21 protein-coding genes are annotated in these 18,306 nt (G+C 53.0%); 8 read left to right on the forward strand and 13 right to left on the reverse strand.

Annotated elements, in window-relative coordinates; genetic code table 11:
• Nucleotide 1 precedes the first annotated feature (1 nt).
• Nucleotides 2-175 (forward strand): hypothetical protein, encoded by a 174-nt coding sequence (locus tag MHH28_RS11450; protein WP_405114941.1) that lies wholly within the window; start codon nucleotides 2-4, stop codon nucleotides 173-175.
• Between the two features lie 148 nt (nucleotides 176-323).
• On the opposite strand, the gene MHH28_RS11455 is transcribed toward MHH28_RS11450, so the two are convergent.
• Nucleotides 324-1,451: a M20/M25/M40 family metallo-hydrolase gene (locus MHH28_RS11455; RefSeq protein WP_405114943.1), complete on the reverse strand. Its 1,128-nt coding sequence runs from the start codon at nucleotides 1,449-1,451 to the stop codon at nucleotides 324-326.
• A 98-nt stretch (nucleotides 1,452-1,549) separates the two neighbouring features.
• Between MHH28_RS11455 and prli42 the strand changes: the two genes are divergently transcribed.
• The gene (gene prli42, locus MHH28_RS11460) at nucleotides 1,550-1,651 is read left to right on the forward strand and encodes a stressosome-associated protein Prli42 (RefSeq protein WP_143803916.1); all 102 of its coding nucleotides are present in this window, start codon (nucleotides 1,550-1,552) and stop codon (nucleotides 1,649-1,651) included.
• Here the strand turns inward: prli42 and lipB are convergent.
• The 5 genes from lipB to lpdA all read right to left on the reverse strand — a co-directional run bounded on the left by lipB (nucleotide 1,648) and on the right by lpdA (nucleotide 8,044).
• Nucleotides 1,648-2,385 (reverse strand): lipoyl(octanoyl) transferase LipB, encoded by a 738-nt coding sequence (lipB, locus tag MHH28_RS11465; protein WP_405114945.1) that lies wholly within the window; start codon nucleotides 2,383-2,385, stop codon nucleotides 1,648-1,650. The two genes, prli42 and lipB, sit on opposite strands and share 4 nt — an antisense overlap.
• Nucleotides 2,386-2,439: 54 nt before the next feature.
• On the reverse strand, nucleotides 2,440-3,888 hold the full coding sequence (locus MHH28_RS11470) for a dihydrolipoamide acetyltransferase family protein (protein ID WP_405114947.1): 1,449 nt from the start codon (nucleotides 3,886-3,888) through the stop codon (nucleotides 2,440-2,442).
• Nucleotides 3,889-4,319: 431 nt separating this feature from the next.
• A complete protein-coding gene (locus MHH28_RS11475; protein ID WP_405114949.1) occupies nucleotides 4,320-5,306 on the reverse strand; it encodes an alpha-ketoacid dehydrogenase subunit beta in 987 nt (328 codons plus the stop codon).
• Between the two features lie 3 nt (nucleotides 5,307-5,309).
• Entirely contained in the window at nucleotides 5,310-6,341 is a 1,032-nt protein-coding gene (locus tag MHH28_RS11480) for a thiamine pyrophosphate-dependent dehydrogenase E1 component subunit alpha (RefSeq protein WP_405114951.1), read from the reverse strand.
• Between the two features lie 281 nt (nucleotides 6,342-6,622).
• Nucleotides 6,623-8,044 (reverse strand): dihydrolipoyl dehydrogenase, encoded by a 1,422-nt coding sequence (lpdA, locus tag MHH28_RS11485; RefSeq protein ID WP_405114953.1) that lies wholly within the window; start codon nucleotides 8,042-8,044, stop codon nucleotides 6,623-6,625.
• 167 nt (nucleotides 8,045-8,211) lie between these two features.
• Here lpdA and MHH28_RS11490 point away from each other — a divergent pair, with 167 nt between their 5' ends.
• Nucleotides 8,212-8,517 (forward strand): DUF2627 domain-containing protein, encoded by a 306-nt coding sequence (locus MHH28_RS11490; protein WP_036698330.1) that lies wholly within the window; start codon nucleotides 8,212-8,214, stop codon nucleotides 8,515-8,517.
• Between the two features lie 505 nt (nucleotides 8,518-9,022).
• Here MHH28_RS11490 and MHH28_RS11495 read toward each other — a convergent pair.
• From MHH28_RS11495 to MHH28_RS11505, 3 genes are read right to left on the reverse strand one after another with little or no spacing between them, the layout of a single operon-like run.
• A complete protein-coding gene (locus tag MHH28_RS11495; protein ID WP_405114956.1) occupies nucleotides 9,023-10,870 on the reverse strand; it encodes an ABC transporter ATP-binding protein in 1,848 nt (615 codons plus the stop codon).
• Entirely contained in the window at nucleotides 10,851-12,593 is a 1,743-nt protein-coding gene (locus MHH28_RS11500; RefSeq protein ID WP_405114958.1) for an ABC transporter ATP-binding protein, read from the reverse strand. The genes MHH28_RS11495 and MHH28_RS11500 overlap by 20 nt, the downstream gene beginning before the upstream one ends.
• An 18-nt stretch (nucleotides 12,594-12,611) precedes the next feature.
• Entirely contained in the window at nucleotides 12,612-12,821 is a 210-nt protein-coding gene (locus MHH28_RS11505; RefSeq protein WP_405114960.1) for a hypothetical protein, read from the reverse strand.
• A 185-nt stretch (nucleotides 12,822-13,006) separates the two neighbouring features.
• Here MHH28_RS11505 and MHH28_RS11510 point away from each other — a divergent pair, with 185 nt between their 5' ends.
• Entirely contained in the window at nucleotides 13,007-13,576 is a 570-nt protein-coding gene (locus MHH28_RS11510) for a thymidine kinase (RefSeq protein ID WP_405114962.1), read from the forward strand.
• Between the two features lie 172 nt (nucleotides 13,577-13,748).
• Here MHH28_RS11510 and MHH28_RS11515 read toward each other — a convergent pair whose 3' ends face one another.
• Together MHH28_RS11515 and MHH28_RS11520 are read right to left on the reverse strand one after the other, a co-directional pair.
• Nucleotides 13,749-14,012, reverse strand: coding sequence for a hypothetical protein (locus MHH28_RS11515; RefSeq protein WP_405114964.1), 264 nt, complete (start codon nucleotides 14,010-14,012; stop codon nucleotides 13,749-13,751).
• Nucleotides 14,013-14,312: 300 nt separating this feature from the next.
• On the reverse strand, nucleotides 14,313-14,831 hold the full coding sequence (locus MHH28_RS11520) for a DinB family protein (RefSeq protein ID WP_405114966.1): 519 nt from the start codon (nucleotides 14,829-14,831) through the stop codon (nucleotides 14,313-14,315).
• Between the two features lie 142 nt (nucleotides 14,832-14,973).
• On the opposite strand from MHH28_RS11520, the gene MHH28_RS11525 reads away from it, so the two are divergent.
• The 4 genes from MHH28_RS11525 to MHH28_RS11540 all read left to right on the forward strand — a co-directional run bounded on the left by MHH28_RS11525 (nucleotide 14,974) and on the right by MHH28_RS11540 (nucleotide 17,061).
• Nucleotides 14,974-15,642, forward strand: a complete 669-nt coding sequence (locus MHH28_RS11525) for a hypothetical protein (RefSeq protein ID WP_405114968.1) — start codon at nucleotides 14,974-14,976, stop codon at nucleotides 15,640-15,642.
• 55 nt (nucleotides 15,643-15,697) lie between these two features.
• On the forward strand, nucleotides 15,698-16,147 hold the full coding sequence (locus MHH28_RS11530) for an accessory gene regulator B family protein (RefSeq protein ID WP_405117008.1): 450 nt from the start codon (nucleotides 15,698-15,700) through the stop codon (nucleotides 16,145-16,147).
• A gap of 137 nt (nucleotides 16,148-16,284) precedes the next feature.
• Nucleotides 16,285-16,620, forward strand: coding sequence for a LytTR family DNA-binding domain-containing protein (locus MHH28_RS11535; protein WP_405114970.1), 336 nt, complete (start codon nucleotides 16,285-16,287; stop codon nucleotides 16,618-16,620).
• A gap of 267 nt (nucleotides 16,621-16,887) precedes the next feature.
• A complete protein-coding gene (locus MHH28_RS11540; protein ID WP_081751395.1) occupies nucleotides 16,888-17,061 on the forward strand; it encodes a sporulation histidine kinase inhibitor Sda in 174 nt (57 codons plus the stop codon).
• A gap of 100 nt (nucleotides 17,062-17,161) precedes the next feature.
• Here the strand turns inward: MHH28_RS11540 and MHH28_RS11545 are convergent, their stop codons facing one another.
• The gene (locus MHH28_RS11545; protein WP_036698353.1) at nucleotides 17,162-17,470 is read right to left on the reverse strand and encodes a hypothetical protein; all 309 of its coding nucleotides are present in this window, start codon (nucleotides 17,468-17,470) and stop codon (nucleotides 17,162-17,164) included.
• Nucleotides 17,471-17,589: 119 nt separating this feature from the next.
• Complete coding sequence (locus MHH28_RS11550; protein ID WP_405114972.1) at nucleotides 17,590-18,249, reverse strand: helix-turn-helix domain-containing protein; 660 nt, start codon at nucleotides 18,247-18,249, stop codon at nucleotides 17,590-17,592.
• Nucleotides 18,250-18,306 lie beyond the last annotated feature (57 nt).

Below are 18,306 nucleotides of genomic sequence, written 5' to 3' on the forward strand. Positions count from 1 at the left end.
CATGAATGATCGTCTTGTCCGAGCAAGCTCATCCGCAGTTACAATGGTAGGGAAACCGGAACAGATTATGGCCGTCATGGCCGGGTGGATGAAGCAATACGGGCGTGATATGCCCCTCGCTTACATCCTGCTGCTCCAGGCAGATACGCGGATCAAAGCTTCCAAGGCAGGTTAATGCCCTAGCGTTCTTCTTGAAGATCAGCATACACCGTTTCCACTTATCTTGTGAAAAAGGAGCTGTCTCCCGGTCAACCCGGAAGCAGCTCCTTCTTGCGTTCAGGCTACCACGGATGGCCGGGTGCCTGACCCCATCAGGGAACAGATCAGCCCTGCTGACTCTCGGCCACAATGGCGATTACCAGACGCGCCACCTTGACGATATCGGAGGCCTTGATCCGCTCCTCTGTGGTATGAATATGCTCGTATCCCACCGCCAGATTGACTGTAGGCACCTTGTGTCCGTTGAAGATATTGGCATCACTGCCGCCGCCGGAAGCGAACAGCCGCGGGGTCAGGTCCAGCGAAGTGACCGCCCGTTCCGCCAGCTTGACGACCGGGTCATTCCCGCCAAAGCTGAATGCCGGGTAGATCAGCTCACTGCGGAACTCGCTCTGTGCACCGTACTCGCGTGCCGTGGTCTCCAGCGCCTCCCGCATCGATTCCACCTGCCGGTCAACCTTCTCCTGTACAATGCTGCGCGCCTCCGCATCGAGCTGTACATGGTCGCAGACCACATTCGTCGGACCACCGCCGGAGAACTTGCCGATATTCGCGGTGGTCTCATTGTCGATCCGGCCGAGCTTCATGGCGGAGACCGCCTTGCTGGCCACTTGAATCGCGCTGATGCCATCCTCCGGGTTCACCCCGGCGTGGGCGGATTTGCCAATGATCTGCATCGCAATCCGGGCCACGCCCGGTGCAGCGGTAGCAATCGCTCCTACCTCGCCGTTGGAGTCAAGTGCGAAGCCATAATCGGCATCCAGATGCGCCGGGTCCATCGTGCGTGCGCCCATCAGCCCGGATTCTTCGCCTGCCGTAATGACGAACTGAATCTGGCCGTGCGGCAGCTTCTGCTCCTGTATGACCCGGATCGCTTCGAACAGGGCCGCCAGCCCCGCCTTGTCATCCGCTCCAAGAATAGTGCTGCCATCGCTTCTAATCCAGCCGTCCTCCCCCAGGACAGGCTGGATCTTCTGGCCGGGAACCACGGTATCCATATGGCAGGTGAACAGCAGCTTCGGCGCGCTCACCCCGCTGTCCGCAGGCCAGGTTACGAACAGATTGCCTGCCCCGTGTCCTGTTCTCTCCAGGGAATCATCTTCCACCGCGCTCAGCCCAAGGCTGCTGAACTTCTCCTTGAGCACATCGGCAATCTGCCGTTCGTTCCGGGTCTCGCTGTCTATGCGGACAAGCTCCATGAATTCATTGATCAATCGGTCTTGTGATATCACTTGGACTTCCCTCTCTTTCTCAGATACGTTACAATGGTTGTACTGCGTCAATTGTGGGCTTATGCCCTTAACTTAAACTAATCTCAAAGGAGTCACTCATGCAACGACAAAAATGGTTCCGCATTATCATCTACATCATGCTATTCGCTATGATCGCCTCTACGGTGCTGTTCGTCATCGAGCCGTTCCTGGCCGGTTAATCACGTTTGGCACTTGAGTAACAGCGTCCGGGTTCCCCGGGCGCTGTTTGGCTATACGGGAACTGCTCCAGGAAATAAGGCACCAGTTCAGATGCAACCGTCTCCATGTCAAAATCACGCCCCGTACATTCCGCCAGCGAGGTTACTCCGTATTCCGCGATGCCGCAGGGGATAATACCCGAGAAGCCGCCTTGCCCGATCCCGGCCGACACATTGAAAGCGAAGCCGTGGCTGGTAACAAAACCACGGCGGAATTTACACTTGTTGAACTTCACGCCGATCGCACAGATTTTCTCATCACCGACCCATACCCCGGTATACCCCTGCTTGCGGGTTCCGGTAATTCCATAGGACTCCAGGTAAGCGATAATCACCGACTCCAGCCTGCGCAGATAGCCGTGCAGATCAACCTTGCCGTGCTCGCCCAGCTTCAAAAGAGGATACCCGACCAGCTGGCCGGGCCCATGATATGTAATATCTCCCCCGCGGTCAATCTCAAACAGCGCAATCCCCTGCTGCTTGAGCTGTTCCCCGCTGAGGAGCAGATGCTCGGGATGATTCTGCGAACCGATAGTGTACGTAGGCGGATGCTGCAGCAGAATCAGTTGCTCGGAAGCGGTACCGGCGTCAATCGCATGCACCGCTTCCTTTTGCAGCTCCCAGGCCGCCCCGTACTCCATCATCGGAAGAAAGGTAACCGTAAGTGTGCTTAGATTCAGGTTCTCCATGATCATAAGTTCCCCTTTGCTCTCATTCTCCCTGTCCCAGGGGTCCGCAGCCGCCCTTGCTTAGTAGAGCTTCGTATCCGGTGTATAGCCTTCCACATTATCCTTCACGCGCTGGAGGAAACGTCCGCTGATGACTCCGTCCAGAATCCGGTGATCCAGCGACAGGCAGATGTTCGCCATTGAACGCACAGCAATCATATCATTGATGACGACAGGCTTCTTGACAATAGATTCGAAGGTTAGAATGGCCGCCTGCGGATAGTTGATGATCGGATAAGACAGAATCGAGCCGAAGGAGCCGGTGTTGTTCACCGTAAAGGTGCCGCCCTGCATATCGTCCAGGCGCAGCTTGCCCTCCCGTGTCTTGAGTGCCAATTCATCGATCTCGCGGGCCAGCCCGGCGACATTCTTCTGATCGGCTTTTTTGATCACAGGCGTCATGACGGAATCCTCTGTGCCTACAGCCAGCGAGATGTTGATGTCGCGTTTGACGATGATTTTGTCCACGGCCCAGACGGAGTTCATGATCGGGTAATCCTTGATCGCACTGACCACAGCCTTCATCAGAAAAGCGAGGTAGGTCAGGTTAATGCCCTCCTTGCGCTTGAACTCATCCTTCAGCCTGTTGCGCAGCACCACCAGGTTGGTCACATCGACCTCGATCATCGTCCAGGCATGCGGGATCTCCGAGACGCTCTGGCGCATTCGGGTAGCAATCGTATTGCGGATTGGCGTCACATCGATCAGATATTCCGAGCTGCTGCCCCGTCCGCCTTCGACCTCAATCGTCGGAATCTTCGGCGATTCACTAAGGTGCAGGCCGGAATTCCGGACCGGTTGAAGTGCGTCCGGCACAGGCTGGAGCACAGGTTGCTGCGCTGCGGGTGCAGCAGCAGCAGCAGGAGCCGTGTCAGCCACCGGCGCTGCGGCAGGGGCTACAGCGGATGCCGGCGGCTGAACGGCGGCCGCGCCGCTCTCCAGGAACGTGAGCACATCCTTGCGTGTGATACGTCCGCCCAGGCCGGTGCCCGGCACGGCCGCAAGATTGATGCCGTGCTCGGCGGCCAGCGACTGCACAGCCGGAGAGTAACGGGCGCGCATGGGCGCTGCGGCGTCATAAGCCGCAGCAGGCACTTGCGGCCGCGCGGCGGCGGGGGCCGCCTGCGGAGCGGTGCCGGCTGCCGCCACCGGGGCAGCGGCAGGTGCGTCACCGGAAGCTGCCGGTGACGGGACCGCAGCGCTTGGCGCAGCGGAACCGGCCACGGCGATGCGGGCGATGATCTCGCCGACGCTGACCGTCTGCCCCTCTTCGGCCAGCAGCTCGGCCATTGTGCCGTCTACCGTTGCAGGCAGCTCCGCGTTCACCTTATCCGTGATCAGCTCGCAGATCGGCTCATATTGCTCTATCGGATCGCCCGGCTGCTTCAGCCACTTCCCGATGGTCGCCGATACCAGCGATTCCGCCAGCTGCGGCATGATTACATCCGTCAGCGTTGTATTGTCAGACATAATGTCACTCCTTAAAGTTTGGTGAGCGTTGACTTCTCGATAGACTTCGTATACAACTGGCATCGGAAGCATACGCTTAGTTTTGTAAGCATAGGCTCCTCGAATCTCGCTTCGTACACAACTGTCTTCAGAAGCATACGCTTAGTTTTGTATGCTGCGCTTCCTGCATTCCTTCGCACAAACCAGCCATTAAATGCTGCACAAAATACATCATTTGCCCGCACAAAACGGCCCAACATCAACATTGTTGTACAGAATGCAGGAATTCTCTTCATTACAGCGGCTAAGAGTACAGATTGCTGCATTTCCTGCAACAATCTGTCCTAAACCCCTATTTGCCTGGTATCCAAGCTGCATATTCTGCAACATTATCGCCCAATGTCAGCACAGGCAGTTTCAAACTTACTCATCCCGCCTGCAAGACCTATATATTAGTACTGCGCCAGACGCAGCATCTCCGCCTTGACCTTGTCCTTGCTCAGCAGGAAGAACTTCTCCATCGGCGGTGAGATCGGCATGGCCGGGACATCCGGTCCGCACAGGCGGAAGATCGGAGCATCGAGGTCATACAGACAGTGCTCGGCAATGATCGCCGCCACTTCAGCACCGATGCCGCCGGTCTTGTTGTCCTCATGGACAATCAGCACCTTGCCGGTCTGCCGGACAGCGGCAATGATGGCCTCGCGGTCCAGCGGCTGGAGTGTGCGCAGATCCAGGATATGCGCGGTGAGGCCATGCTCCTTCTCCAGCTCTTCCGCAGCCTGCATAGCAAAATGCAGCGGCAAACTATACCCTATCACCGTAATATCGCTGCCTTCACGCAGGAGATTCGCTTCGCCGATAGGCACCGTGTAGTCGCCTTCCGGCACATCACCCTTGATCAGCTTGTAGCATTTCTTGTTCTCGAAGAACAGCACCGGATCAGGATCACGGACAGCGGCCTTGAGCAATCCCTTCGCATCGGCAGCCGAATAAGGGGCCACAATCTTAAGTCCCGGCGTCCCGAAGAAGATCGACTCCGGGCACTGGGAATGATACAGTCCGCCGAAGATTCCGCCGCCGATAGGGGCGCGGATCACGATTGGACAATTCCAGTCATTATTGGAACGGTAGCGGATTTTGGCGGCTTCGCTGATAATCTGGTTCGTGGCGGGCAGCATGAAATCCGAGTACTGCATCTCGGCAATCGGCTTCATGCCGTACATCGCAGCACCGATAGCCACGCCTGCTATGGCCGACTCCGCAAGTGGAGTATCCAGCACACGTTCGGCGCCGAACTGCTCCTGCAAGCCTTTGGTCGTTGTGAACACGCCGCCCTTCACGCCGACATCCTCACCCAGCACGAACACAGACTCATCGCGCTCCATCTCTTCCTTCATCGCCAGCCGGATTGCATCGATATATTCCATCATCGCCATTGCTTAAGCGCCCCCCTTCAGGCCGGATTCATCGTAGACATGCAGCAGCGTATCTTCCGGTTTCGGGAACGGCGCATTCTCGGCGTAGGTTATGGCCTCTTTCAGTTCAAGATTATATTCGGCAACCAGATCCCGCTCCTGATCGTCACTCCATAGACCGAGTCCGGTCAGGTAGGTGCGGAACGCAGCGATGCCGTCTTTTTTCCAGTTCTCATCGACTTCCTCCTGGGTCCGGTAAGCCAGGTCATTATCCGAAGTGGAATGCGGCGACAGGCGGTACATCATCGCTTCAATCAACGTTGGGCCTTCACCGGCAACCGCACGTTCCCGGGCTTCCTTCACTACGCGGTAGACCTCCAGCGGGTCATTGCCGTCCACCCGGATGCCGGGGAAGCCGTAGCCAAGCGCACGGTCGCTGACCTTGCCGCCAAGCTGCTTGTGGGCCGGAATCGAGATCGCATACTGATTGTTCTGGCAAAAAATAATCACAGGCAGCTTATTCACACCGGCAAAGTTACACGCTTCATGGAAATCCCCCTGATTGCTGGAGCCTTCCCCGAAGGTGACGAAGGAGACGAATTTCTTCTTCTGCATCTTGGCCGCCAGCGCGAAGCCCGCAGCATGCGGAACCTGGGTCGTGACCGGGCTTGAGCCTGTTACGATCCGCAGGCGCTTGTGTCCGAAGTGGCCCGGCATCTGCCGCCCGCCGCTGTTGGGATCTTCCGCCTTGGCGAAGACGGAGAGCAATAGCTCGCGTGTCGTCATTCCGACAGAGAGGACAAACGCATAATCCCGGTAATAGGGAAGGAAGTAGTCATTCTCCCGGTCGAGGGCAAAAGCCGCCGCAACCTGTGCCGCCTCCTGCCCGATGCCGGATACATGGAAATTGATCTTGCCAGCACGCTGTAACAGCAGACTGCGCTCATCATATTTCCGTCCAAGCTGCATGAATCTGTACATATCGATAACCTGGCCGTCTGTGAGTCCAAGCTGCTTATGTCTGTTAACCGTGTCTACAGTACCTTGGGATTCCATATAAGAGGTACCTCCTAAAAGTTTGGTTGGCGTTCATACACTCCTGATGTGCCGCATACCTGCCAGCCCGGAGTGTCCGCTTAGGGGTGGAGCGTGATTCTAATCCTATATATATGCCCTGATCTTATAACCAGGTACTAAATTCATTATAATCGCTTTCCCCGCAAAAAGAAAACCAAAATAAGCCCCCAAATGAACCAATATAGCCGGTAAGGAGCAATCCATGCGAGTTACACGCGTGTCAGCTCCATCCGGCATCTATTTGATCACTTTGTCGCAGGCTAGAATCCGATGGCTCTTCCATCCACCGCCAGCATGGCTTCCCCGATAATCTCAGACAAGGTAGGATGGGCATGAACAGCCTCCCCGACCTCCCAAGGTGTAGCATCCAGAATCTGGGCCAGCGCCGCTTCACCGATCAGATCGGTCACATGCGGGCCAATCATCTGCACGCCGAGAATATCCCCGTTCTTCGCGTCAGCCACCACCTTCACGAAGCCGTCCTTCATGCCATAGACAATGGCTTTGCCGATGGCGGAGAACGGGAACTTGCCGGTTACCGTCTCGCGGCCGAGCTGCTTCGCTTCCTTCTCCGTGTACCCGACGCTTGCCACCTCCGGCCGTGTATAGACACAGCGGGGAACCAGATGGGCTTCATACGTATGGAGCGTTTCCCCTGCCAGATGGTTGACGGCACGAATGCCCTCATGGCTGGCCGCATGCGCCAGCTGCAATCCGCCGATGCAATCCCCAATCGCATAGATATGCGGTTCACCTGTCTGCATATTGGCATTCACCGCAATGACACCTGTGTCGAAGCGGATATCTGTATTTTCCAGTCCGAGATTCTCGATATTCGCCACGCGTCCCACGGATACGAGCAGCTTGTCTGCCGACAGGCTCTGGCTCTGCTCCCCCTTGCGGGCTTCAATCGTAATTCCTGTCTCCGACACCGTACAGGTCTCTGCATCCACCGTAGTACCGGTCAAGACCCGGACCCCGCGCTTCTTCAGCAGACGCAGCAGCTCACGGGCCACCTCTTCATCCTCCTGCGGCAGCAGTTGTCCGGCAGTCTCGACAACTGTCACCTGTACTCCGAAATCAGCCAGCATCGATGCCCATTCCACTCCGATAACCCCGCCGCCTACAATAATGATCGAGCCCGGCAGCTCCTCAAGCGTCAGTGCTTCCTCACTGCTCAGAATGACCTTGCCGTCCGGCTTAAGGCCCGGCAGTACGCGCGGACGCGAGCCGGTAGCGATAATGAGATTGTTGGAGACCACCGTCTCCATCTCGCCATTCTCCAGTTCTACAGCCACTGCGCCGCTGCGCGGGGAGAAGATCGAAGGGCCGATGATCCGGCCTTTGCCCTTCAGCACCTGAATCTTGTGCTTGCGCATCAGATACTGCACGCCCTGATGAAGCTGCTCCACTACCGCTTCCTTGCGCTCCTGCACTTTGGGGAACACCAGCTTGGTGCCCGTAGTCTCTATACCGTAGCTTTCGCTCTCGTTGATTTCAGCCAATACCTCTGCACTGCGCAGCAGTGATTTGCTGGGAATACAGCCGCGGTGCAGGCAGGTTCCGCCCAGCTTGTCCATTTCAATAACGATAACGGATTTGCCCAGCTGCGCAGCGCGGATCGCTGCCACATAACCGCCGGTGCCTCCGCCAAGTATCGCCACATCACAGGTCATTGTCATGATATGTATCCTCCAGTCATTCCTCTTGAATTCAGTTCAATCTATTATATTGTACTCTCTTTCGGGTGTAATACAAAACTTACAATCGTCATGTATTCATGGACTTTTGCAGGTTAAAGCGTTATCATATGGGTGAATTCAAACGGCTGCGAAGAGGAGCGACTGTGATGAAACTGCTGATTTCACGCTTCATTGCCATACTGATCCTGGTCATCCCCGGCCTCCTGGCCATGACGGGCTTCCTGATGATGAAGGATGATCTCTTCAATTATTTCGCCATGCATGGCGATGAGACTGCCATTCCCAAATTTGCGTGGCTGCATTTCGGCGGTGGGCTGCTCCTATTCCTGGCAGGAATGACCTTCCTCGGCGGCTGGATTCTAACCCGCGACCGCAAAAAGAACTACGTAGGTCCCCGCTTCCGGGAGAAGCAACAGGCGCAGCAGCCCCCTTCCTCCGAAGCCCGCTCCTAATCTTATAATGAATGGTACCAAATGAATCGAACAAGGGGATGCCTCAAGCCATGAACGAACCGGCTGCTGAGGCATCCCCTTGTTGGTTATTGATCAGACCCGCTATGAGTTACCTGCTGGACAGGATACGAATAGAGCAATTGTACAATGTACAGCAGAATAGAGCCATATCCGGCAGAAATCAGAAGCTATTGTACTTCGTGCAGCAGAATGTTGCTCAAACCCGCTTTTACCCTCTAGTCCGCAAAATCAATTGTACCAAATACAGCAGACGGAGCTTTTTCACTGCAAATCCGGTTTTCTGTTGCACAAACTACAATTACCTCACTCTTATTGCATCTGAAGTCCATATATACCGCATCTCAAGCCCCTCAAGCACATTTTAACCGCCTGAGTCTCTGCTCTCTTTGACCTCCACATACTGCCTTCCATCATCCCAACTGTCAAACATCCCGCTCTCTCATAAGCTGCATCACACGCCTGCTCACGCTCATTCAGCGCTTGTTCACTCCCCAGCCGCTTCCTTACTCCCCCGCACCAGCTCGCTGTAGAGGCCCCCCTGCCGGAGCAGCTCCTCATGGGAGCCCTGCTGAAGCAGGCGTCCGCCTTCCAGTACCAGGATGCGGTCGGCCGCACGGATCGTGCCCAGCCGGTGGGCGATGACAAAGCTGGTCCGTCCGCGCATCAGCGCCTGAAGTCCTTCCTGAATCTTGATCTCGGTCACCGTATCGATGCTGCTCGTAGCCTCATCCAGCACCAGCATGGACGGATTCGCCAGTATTGCCCGGGCAATCGCCAAAAGTTGCTTCTGCCCCTGGCTGATGCCGCTGCCGTCTACCGACAGCATCCGGTCGTAGCCGTCCTGGAGTCTCATAATGAAGGCGTGGGCATTGGCCAGCTTCGCGGCCTCCTCCACCTCTTCATCGGTTGCATCCAGCCGGCCGTAACGGATGTTATCGCGGATCGTGCCTTTGAACAGGAAGGAGTCCTGGAGGACGAAGGCCATATGGCTGCGCAGACTCTCGCGGGTAACCGTAGACAGCTCCCGCCCGTCCAGCGTAATGCTTCCCCGGCTTGGATCGTAGAAGCGGGACAGCAGGCCGATCAGCGTCGTTTTGCCAGCCCCGGTAGGTCCGACCAGCGCGATCATCTCCCCCGGCTTCGCTTCAAAACTAATATCCTGCAGCGTATCCCCGCCCCCGTCATAGGAGAAGGATACATCCGTGAACTTCACGGCTCCCTCGACATGCGCCAGCTTCACCGCCGCGCCTTCATCCCGGGCCTCCGTCTCTTCATCCAGTACCTCGAAGACGCGCTCCGCACCGGCAATCGCCGACAGCAGGGTGTTCCACTGGTTCGCCAGATCATTCAGCGGCCGCGTGAACTGGCGGGCATATTCGGCAAAAGCGATAATAATCCCCACCGTCACCAGTCCGCGGATCGCAAGCAGCCCCCCGACTCCGGCCACGATGGCAAAGCTCAGGTTGTTCAGACCATTCATCAGCTTGGGAATGAAGCCTGAAATGGCCTGGGCCCAATACCCTGACAACATAATCCGTGTATTGCGTTCTCTGAAGCCGGTAATAACCCGCTCCTCCTGGGAGAAGGCTTTGATAATCCGCTGCCCGGATAAGGTCTCTTCGATGAACCCGTTCAGCTCCCCCATGTTGCGCTGCCGCTCCTTGAACAGCGGCCCGGTCCGCCGGGTAATCCAGCGCATGCCCAGCATCATCAGCGGCACCACGATGAAAGTCAGCAGCGTCAGCAGCGGGCTGAGCCACAGCATCACGCCAACGGTGCCCACCAGCGTCAGGACACTGGAGAAAATCTGAATCGCCGAGCTGTTCAGCGTTGAGCTGATATTCTCGATATCATTGGTCAGGCGGCTCATAATCTCGCCCTGCTGCCTGCGGTTGAAGAAGGAGATCGGCAGGCGGTGCAGGTGCGAGAACAGATCCGTCCGCATCCGGTATACCGTCTCCTGGGCCACCTCGATCATCCAGACATTTTGCAGCCAGGAGACCAGGGAATTCAGCAGGTAGACCAGCGCCAGCACCAGCAGGAAGATGCCCCACGTTCTGCCGCCTTCTCCGCCCAGATAATCGTCCACCGCCCGGCTGATCAGGTAAGGTCCTAGAAGCGATAAGGCTGAGCTTAGCAGAACCATGAACAGCACCAGGACCAGCTTCGTTCTGCGTTTGGCGAGATACGTCCATATCCGTCCCAGTGTCCCGGACCAGTTCTTCGCCTTAGCCTTCGGCTTCCGGCTGCCCATCGCCCCGAAGACCTTGGCCTCGCCATGGCCTACATCCAGCTTCGGATGGCGGAACGGCTCAATGAGTGCTTTGAACATGCTGCGCCTCCTCTGTCTGCGATTGATAGATTTTGCGGTACAGCGCAGATTGGTCCATTAATTCGGTATGGGTCCCCTGCGCAATCAGCCGGCCTTCGTCCAGCAGCAGAATCAGATCCGCCGAGGCGGTCGAGCTGATCTTCTGCGTAATCAGGAAGGTCGTGCAGGACAACTTCTTAAGCTCCGCCAGCAAAAGCCCCTCCGTCACCGCATCTAGCGCACTGGTGCTGTCATCCAGAATCAGAATCGCCGGTCTGCGCACCAGGGCCCGCGCAATGCTCAGACGCTGCTTCTGCCCGCCCGACAGATTGACTCCGCGTTGCCCAAGGGCAGTGTCGTAGCCCTGCGGCAGCGCGGCAACCGTCTCATGAATCTGTGCCGCTGCTGCCGCCTGCTCGATCTCTGCCTGACTGGCCTTCACATTCCCCCAGGCAATATTCTCCCGGATCGAACCGGTGAACAGCAGCACCTCCTGCGGCACATAGCCAATGGAACCCCGTAATTCCTGCAGATTCATCTCTGTATGCTTCTGTCCGTCCACCCTGATCTGCCCGCTGCCGCATTCATACAGCCGGGGAATCAGCGTGACCAGAGAGGTTTTGCCTGAGCCGGTTGCGCCCATGATCGCTATACGTTCGCCCGGCCGCACCGTGAAGGAGATGTCCTCCAGTACCTTAATATCGCTGCCCGGATAGCTGAAGCTGACCTGCTGGAATTCAAGCTTGCCTTGAATAGCTGGCGAAGTCCCTTCTGCGGGCGCCATGCCCAGCTCTCCCGGGCCTTCGCTTGCCGCCATCACTTCAGTAATCCGTACCGAAGAAGCCCGTGCACGGGAGAAGCTGACCATGATCCAGGACAGGGCTGACAGCGCTCCCATCGTACGCAAGGAATAATTAATGACGGCAACCGTCTGCCCGAGCGTCGCGTCACCCGTAGAGATCTCAATCCGTCCGAACCAGAGCACAGCCAGAATCCCCGCATTGACGATGATCATAATGAACGGTGTCGAGGTCTCGGTGAGCCGCAGCGCAGCAACAGTCGATCGCATCAGTTCTCCGCTGAACGAGGCGAACCGCCCAATCTCATGGCCCATCCGCACAAATACACGGATCAGCCGGATTCCGGTCAGATTCTCCTGAATGACACCATTCACGCCGTCAAGCCGGTTCTGCACATTGCGGAACAGCTCGGAGGCTCTGCGCATCAGCCAGATCATGAATATTACCAAAAACGGCAGGGTTACCGTCAACAGCAGCCCCAGCTTGATATGTACAACTAGCGCCATAATCACGCTTCCGATCACAACCAGCGGAATGCGGGTCATGAACCGCAGCCCCATGAATATCGTATCCTGAATCTGCGATACATCGCCGGTAAGGCGGGTGATCAGGGACGAGGTAGGGAAGCGGCTAAATATATCGTAAGAGAACGACTGTACCTTTTCATACAGCTTGTCACGCAGGTCGAACGCGAACCCCTGACTTGCATGTGATGCAAAAAAGGAGCTGAGTATTCCCGCCAGAAACGCCACAGCGGCACTCCCCACCAGCACACCGCCCCACAGCCAGACAATAGCCGTGTCCTGTTGCCGGATTCCGTCATCTATGATTTTGGAGATGAGCAGCGGCTGTGACAGCTCCACGGCCAGCTCAATCAGCATCATGACCAGCGCAGCAATGGCGGCGACACGGTATTTTTTAAGAAAAGTCAAAATTAGCTTCATCGAAGATACCCCATTTGCTTATTCGTAGAGCGCATCCCGCAGGCGGGTGGACATCGCAGAGCCTTGCCCCGACTTCAGAATGACCCGGCGCAGTGCCTTATTGCTGCGGCTGAGTTCAGTAAGCTCCGCCAGCATTTCTTCCAGTAGCTGCTCCGTATCGGGGATAAGCTCCCCCTTCTCCCGAAGCAGATTGACCCGTTCCTTGTATTGCTCCAATTTCTCTGTCACCTGACTGACTTCCCTTCTGTTCCCTATATTCTCCTGCTGAAGACACAATTGCGTTCATTATAGCACATCCCGGGCGGAAGATAGGTTTTCACTGGCACCCCCGGCCCCGAGTATGATACTCTAGTAAGGTCGCATTTTTCGGATGAATACTCAGCGAAGCTGAACATTGAAAGGACAGATGGACGATGGCACAGTTATTTTTCAGGTATGGGGCTATGAACAGCGGCAAATCCATTGAGATTCTCAAGGTTGCACATAATTATGAAGAGCAGGGCAAGTCGGTGCTCCTCTTCACTCCATCCCTTGACGACCGGGACGAAGTCGGATATATCTCCTCCCGGATCGGACTGCGCAAGCAGGCCATTCCTATCGACGAGCATACCGATATCTTCAGCATTGTCAGCAGCAGTCTGCCGAAGCCGCACTGTGTACTCATCGATGAGTGCCAGTTCCTGAGCAAGGACTGCATCCTGCAATTGGTGCGTATTGTGGATGAGCTTGGCATTCCGGTCATGGCCTTCGGCCTCAAAAATGATTTCCAGAACAATCTGTTTGAAGGCAGCAAATATATGCTGATCTACGCCGACAAGATTGAAGAAATGAAAACCATCTGCTGGTTCTGCGCACGGAAAGCCACCATGGCGCTGCGGGTCGAGGACGGCAAGCCTGTATACAGCGGCAAACAGATTCAGATCGGCGGCAATGAAGCCTATTACCCGGTCTGCCGGAAATGCCACAAGAACCCTCCATTGTAAAATACCCTAAATATACAAGTGGAAACACTTTGCCGTCCTTTTAAAGGACGGTACCGTTTCAGCGAGAAATAGAAGGATAATTCGTCACGTGCAACCTATAAATTCTTATATTTAAACAAAAAAACGCACTCCAGCCCTGATCCGGCCCGAATGCGTTTTTTTGTGTTCCGGTCTATTGAGGCGCTTGAATTGCCTGAAGTGCCTGATGCTCATCCTCCTTGCGGATGTACAGATCATGCTGGGCCGCAGCCTTCCCGTCAAAGTTAGCACGCTGAGTAGCAGACCTCATCCCGCCGTTAATCCGGGAACGGTGCGGGATACCTGCTGCTGCGAGGCGGCTTTTGACCTGGAAATATTGTCCCTGGTCGAAAGTCGTGTACACTAATGTGCGCTCCTGCGGGACGAAGAAATGCCAGATGTGTCTGAGCAGGCCCACGCGTGTCACCTCCTTCTAGTAGAGCATCAGATTAAAAAGGATGGGTAAGCTCGTTAAACCCTATCCACCCAAAATCTAACGGACCGGAGAGATCTTATCCCCGCGAAAACGCCACTTTTTGCAGCGTAACGGACTCAGGCGGCCTTATAGTCTCTCTATGAGACCTTTCGGAGCTAGAGTGCAAAGGATAAGGCCTATGGAGTCCGTTACTCGCCCTATTGGCGACTTTCTTCCCAAATTAGAGCATCTCAGTCCGTTACGCTAAGCCAAACACCTCTGAAGAACAAGGCCCGTAAGGTTCTAGTTCAAATAACGTTCATGAAGAATCCGCAGATGATGCTGCTCATGTCCGATGATCAGAGCAATCTGCGCTCTAACCGACATCGCATTGCCATTGGCGCTGCCCGTGCGAAGATAATCATCATCCGCCAAACTGTCTACCAGCGCCAAGGTGGACTCCCGGACGATCCGGTAGTGCGCAATCATCTCTTGCAGGGTGAAGCGGTCGAATGCCCCGGCAGCCGCATAGTCATTCTCCTCATAGCCCGGCAGCGGCGCCTGTTCTCCCCTCGCAAAACAAAGCAAGCGGTAAGACATAATGCGGTCATTATCCGTCAGATGCCCTAGCATTTCCTTGATACTCCACTTCCCGGGGGCATAGCGGTAAGCCCCTTGCTCCTCTGTCAGCCCGCCGAGCAAAGCCAGCATCTGCTGAGTCTGCTCTCTTAAAATGACGCTCAGTTCTCCTTCCGGCGGCACCAGCGTAATATATCTGGATTGAAATTCGGTGTACTCTCCTTGCGCAGGACGCTGATTCATGGTAAAAACCCCTCTCCAAACCAATTTTTAAGAAATATTTGCCGGATTGTGTCAAAACCTGTTGTTGTATCTTAACCTATTATGTATAATATCACCAGGATTACAGATTAGTTAATCGACTCGACTCTTTGGGAGTGTACACATGTTGGATTTTGTGCTATATATGGCGTTTTCCATATTGGAAGCATACGCTATGTTTTATTTAGCTTTCAAAGTTTTTAAGATTGATATTTATCCTGTGGAAATAGTGTTCGCTGGCGCCATTATGGCCTTTGTATCTTACGCCCTTCGTATTGATTATCAAATGGTGCTCACAGATGTTTTCATCCAATATCTGTTGACCTTCTTCTTTTTTTGGCTTTTATTCAGGATCCATGTATTCTATGCTGCCATAATGACTGGCTTAGCCTATTTATCGTATATGCTCATTCAATCGACATGTTATTTTATTATAAATTCAACATTTTTATATTCGGTTAAACCTCCATTTACGGCAATAAGCGTTTATGTTCTACAATCTATTTCTGTTCTAATAACAAGCGTAATCGGTTTTTATATTGGTAAATATAGAAAAGGTTTTGATTTTGTTCCTGATAAACAAAAAATTAAAGTCACGATAGCAAATCGTGAAATTAAAATTTTCCTTTTAAGTGCACCTTCCATATTCTTAGTAATACTAATGATGATTCTAACACAAAAATACTCTCAATTTTTCTTCTTGATACCTGTAATAAATGCTATTCTTCTGTATGCTTACCTGTATCTTTCATACAAAAAGGATCGAACCCAAGATGAATTCATTAGCTCATAGAATTGCCGTTAGCATCAAGAATGCTAATCCTGAGGAGACCCATTCCGTTGAGACTATGCAATACTCGCTCGGCATTATTCTTAATACTCTACTTATTATAGTTAGCACAGCGATCATAAGTTTTTCTTTTGGGCGTTTTTCAGAGTGTATAACATTCCTCTTATGTTTTTGTATACTTCGTCTCAGCTCTGGCGGTTTTCATCTCAAGACAGCCTTGGCGTGTAATATTGTCACAATCTTTTTAAGTACTGTTTTGCCCTCATTTATTACCGTATCTAATTCCACACTGTGGATAGCAAATGTACTTAGTTTGATCATAATCGTTACTTTCGCTCCGAACCCTGATAGAAATACGAGAATTCCCACTTCAATATATCCTTTACTGAAGTTGGTTTCTATAGCACTGGTATCATCCAATTTCTTTCTGCAATCAACTGTCATAGGGATAGCATTTCTGGTTCAATCCTTAACAGTCATCCCTTGGACAAGGAGGAGAACTCAGTGAAAAAAGTACTAGCAAAACAGGCCTCTGCCGTTCTTGCCAGATCTGCCCGTTTCTTTGTTTCAATTATGAAACCGATGTTACACAGCCCGGAAGCACCAAAAGAATTACGCAAGTAATTACACAAGGATGGGGAGTACATGCGTGTCTTACTAAACGACGGCTCTTCCCGCAGTATCCGGGAGGAGGAGATATTGTATTTCTCTAACCACAAGAATACGATATTCGTCCATACGAAAGAAGGCGAATTTGTTCTCCCTACCACTCTTTCCGATTTGTATACAGCTTACGGAGGCATGGGCTTTGAACGTCTTGACCGCAGCAATGTAGTCAACATTGGCAATATTGACGGTTATGATCCGGAACGGAAGATTGTTCTGTTCAATCAAGGGGAACAATTCGCTACTGTATCGGAATCCAATGAACCACGTATCCGCAGATTTCTGGCTTCGCAGAAGAATGAATCACCGTCATAGAATGTAAAGAGAGCAGCGATCCTTCATAGGAGGATCGCTGCTTTTTTGGGTCATATATGGCTAAAACAGTGGAGAGAACGGAACGATTGACTTCGATCCATCTCAAAATCAACTATTATCACATATTATCCAACTTATGTAAAGTAAAATTCAGAGGGCGAATTACAGCAGACGGATTATATTCCAGATGGTACCATTTACATAGAAGCATTTCATTAATATCTTAATTATCTTTTCCACTACTCTCAACTATGATGGAGGAATACAATGGATACTTACTTTCATCCTTCTCCGCGCCCCTCATCACTTGAGCTATTGTCTAACGAACAATTAATGAACATCTACGAATTGGCGCTGGAAGCCAAGGCTTCCCCGGACTTTATTCAGATTATCAGAAACGTGCTCACCACACGGAATCTCTCAGGTACCCAACATCATTAGAATGCAGTGCTCTCGACCCATAAGATCTACTCACACAGACGTCAAAAAGCCATCCTCCACTTGATGCGGGGATGGTTTTTGGTGTGTAACAAACTGCTGTCTACTCGATGATTTCGGTCTTGAACACGTTCTCCAGCTTACCGCCGAGGCGCTTTTTCAGGGGAACCTTGATGTCGCGTCCCAGCTCTTTGAAGAAGGTCTCGGCATCACATTTGACGTTCTGAGCCATGGCAATGACGGTTCCATCGGCAACGATATTCTGATTCACTTCAAGCGGTACATCTACTTCGATATCGTATTTTTTGGTCAGTGTCTTGATGTATCGTGCAAAAATCTCCAGCAGCTCTTCGTTGTTGAAATTCTCGATTGCAGCTTTTCCTTTGCTGGTAAACTTCATATTGATTCTCATGTTTCTTATCCCCTTTTCTGTCTAACCAATTGTAGTTTGTTTATGGATCAAGATGAATAGATGGCTGCAAGAAAGGGCAACATTATTCATTTTTGAAGCAAGCTAAGCCGGGCCCTTCATTACTTATATATGCCCTTGATCTGCTGCACTTTGAACTGGGTGAATTCCTTCAAGGCCTGAATAACCTGGTCCTGTTCGTCTTCCTTCAGCTCATAGATACCTTCACGCAACCATTCACCGAATAAGTACGCCTGGCGTCCCTGACGCGGCTGCCTGCGGAGACTGTCCAGACTTCCCTCGAATTTATCGTTCAGCACATCGGTCAGGTTGTACTTCTCAATCTTCTCAATAACCATTCCTGCCCCATATTCCGTTTCATAAACGATGACCTCGTCAGAATCGAAGGAAACATATGACGTTTCTTTGTCTTCCTTCGCCCGGAATTCCTTCAGCTTGTTAAATGCCGTCTCGTAGATATAGTCCTGAGACTGATTATGCTGCGGCAGCTTGTATCCCTGCTTGAGTGTCCTGATGTACTCGATATCAGGCATATAGTCGGCCAAATGATACATCCGGTTCTTGAGATCTCCTCCGAGGGCCTCAATGATCTTGTCGAGGTTATCCTTCAGCGGTATACTCTCTCCCCGTTCAATCTTGCTGAGCTGTGAATAGCTGATGCCGCTCTTCTCTTCCAGCCCCCTGAGGGTTAATCCGCGGGCCTTTCTGAAGTGCCGGATGAAATTCCCCAGCTCATCGGGGTAATTATCGAAATCGTTCATTTGAGCCACCTCTACCTATATCATAACACAAGATAACAATTTGTGTTTCATAATAAC

The sequence above is a fragment of the Paenibacillus sp. FSL K6-1217 genome, assembly GCF_045040735.1.
In the GTDB taxonomy this organism is placed as follows: Bacteria; Bacillota; Bacilli; order Paenibacillales; family Paenibacillaceae; genus Paenibacillus_AQ.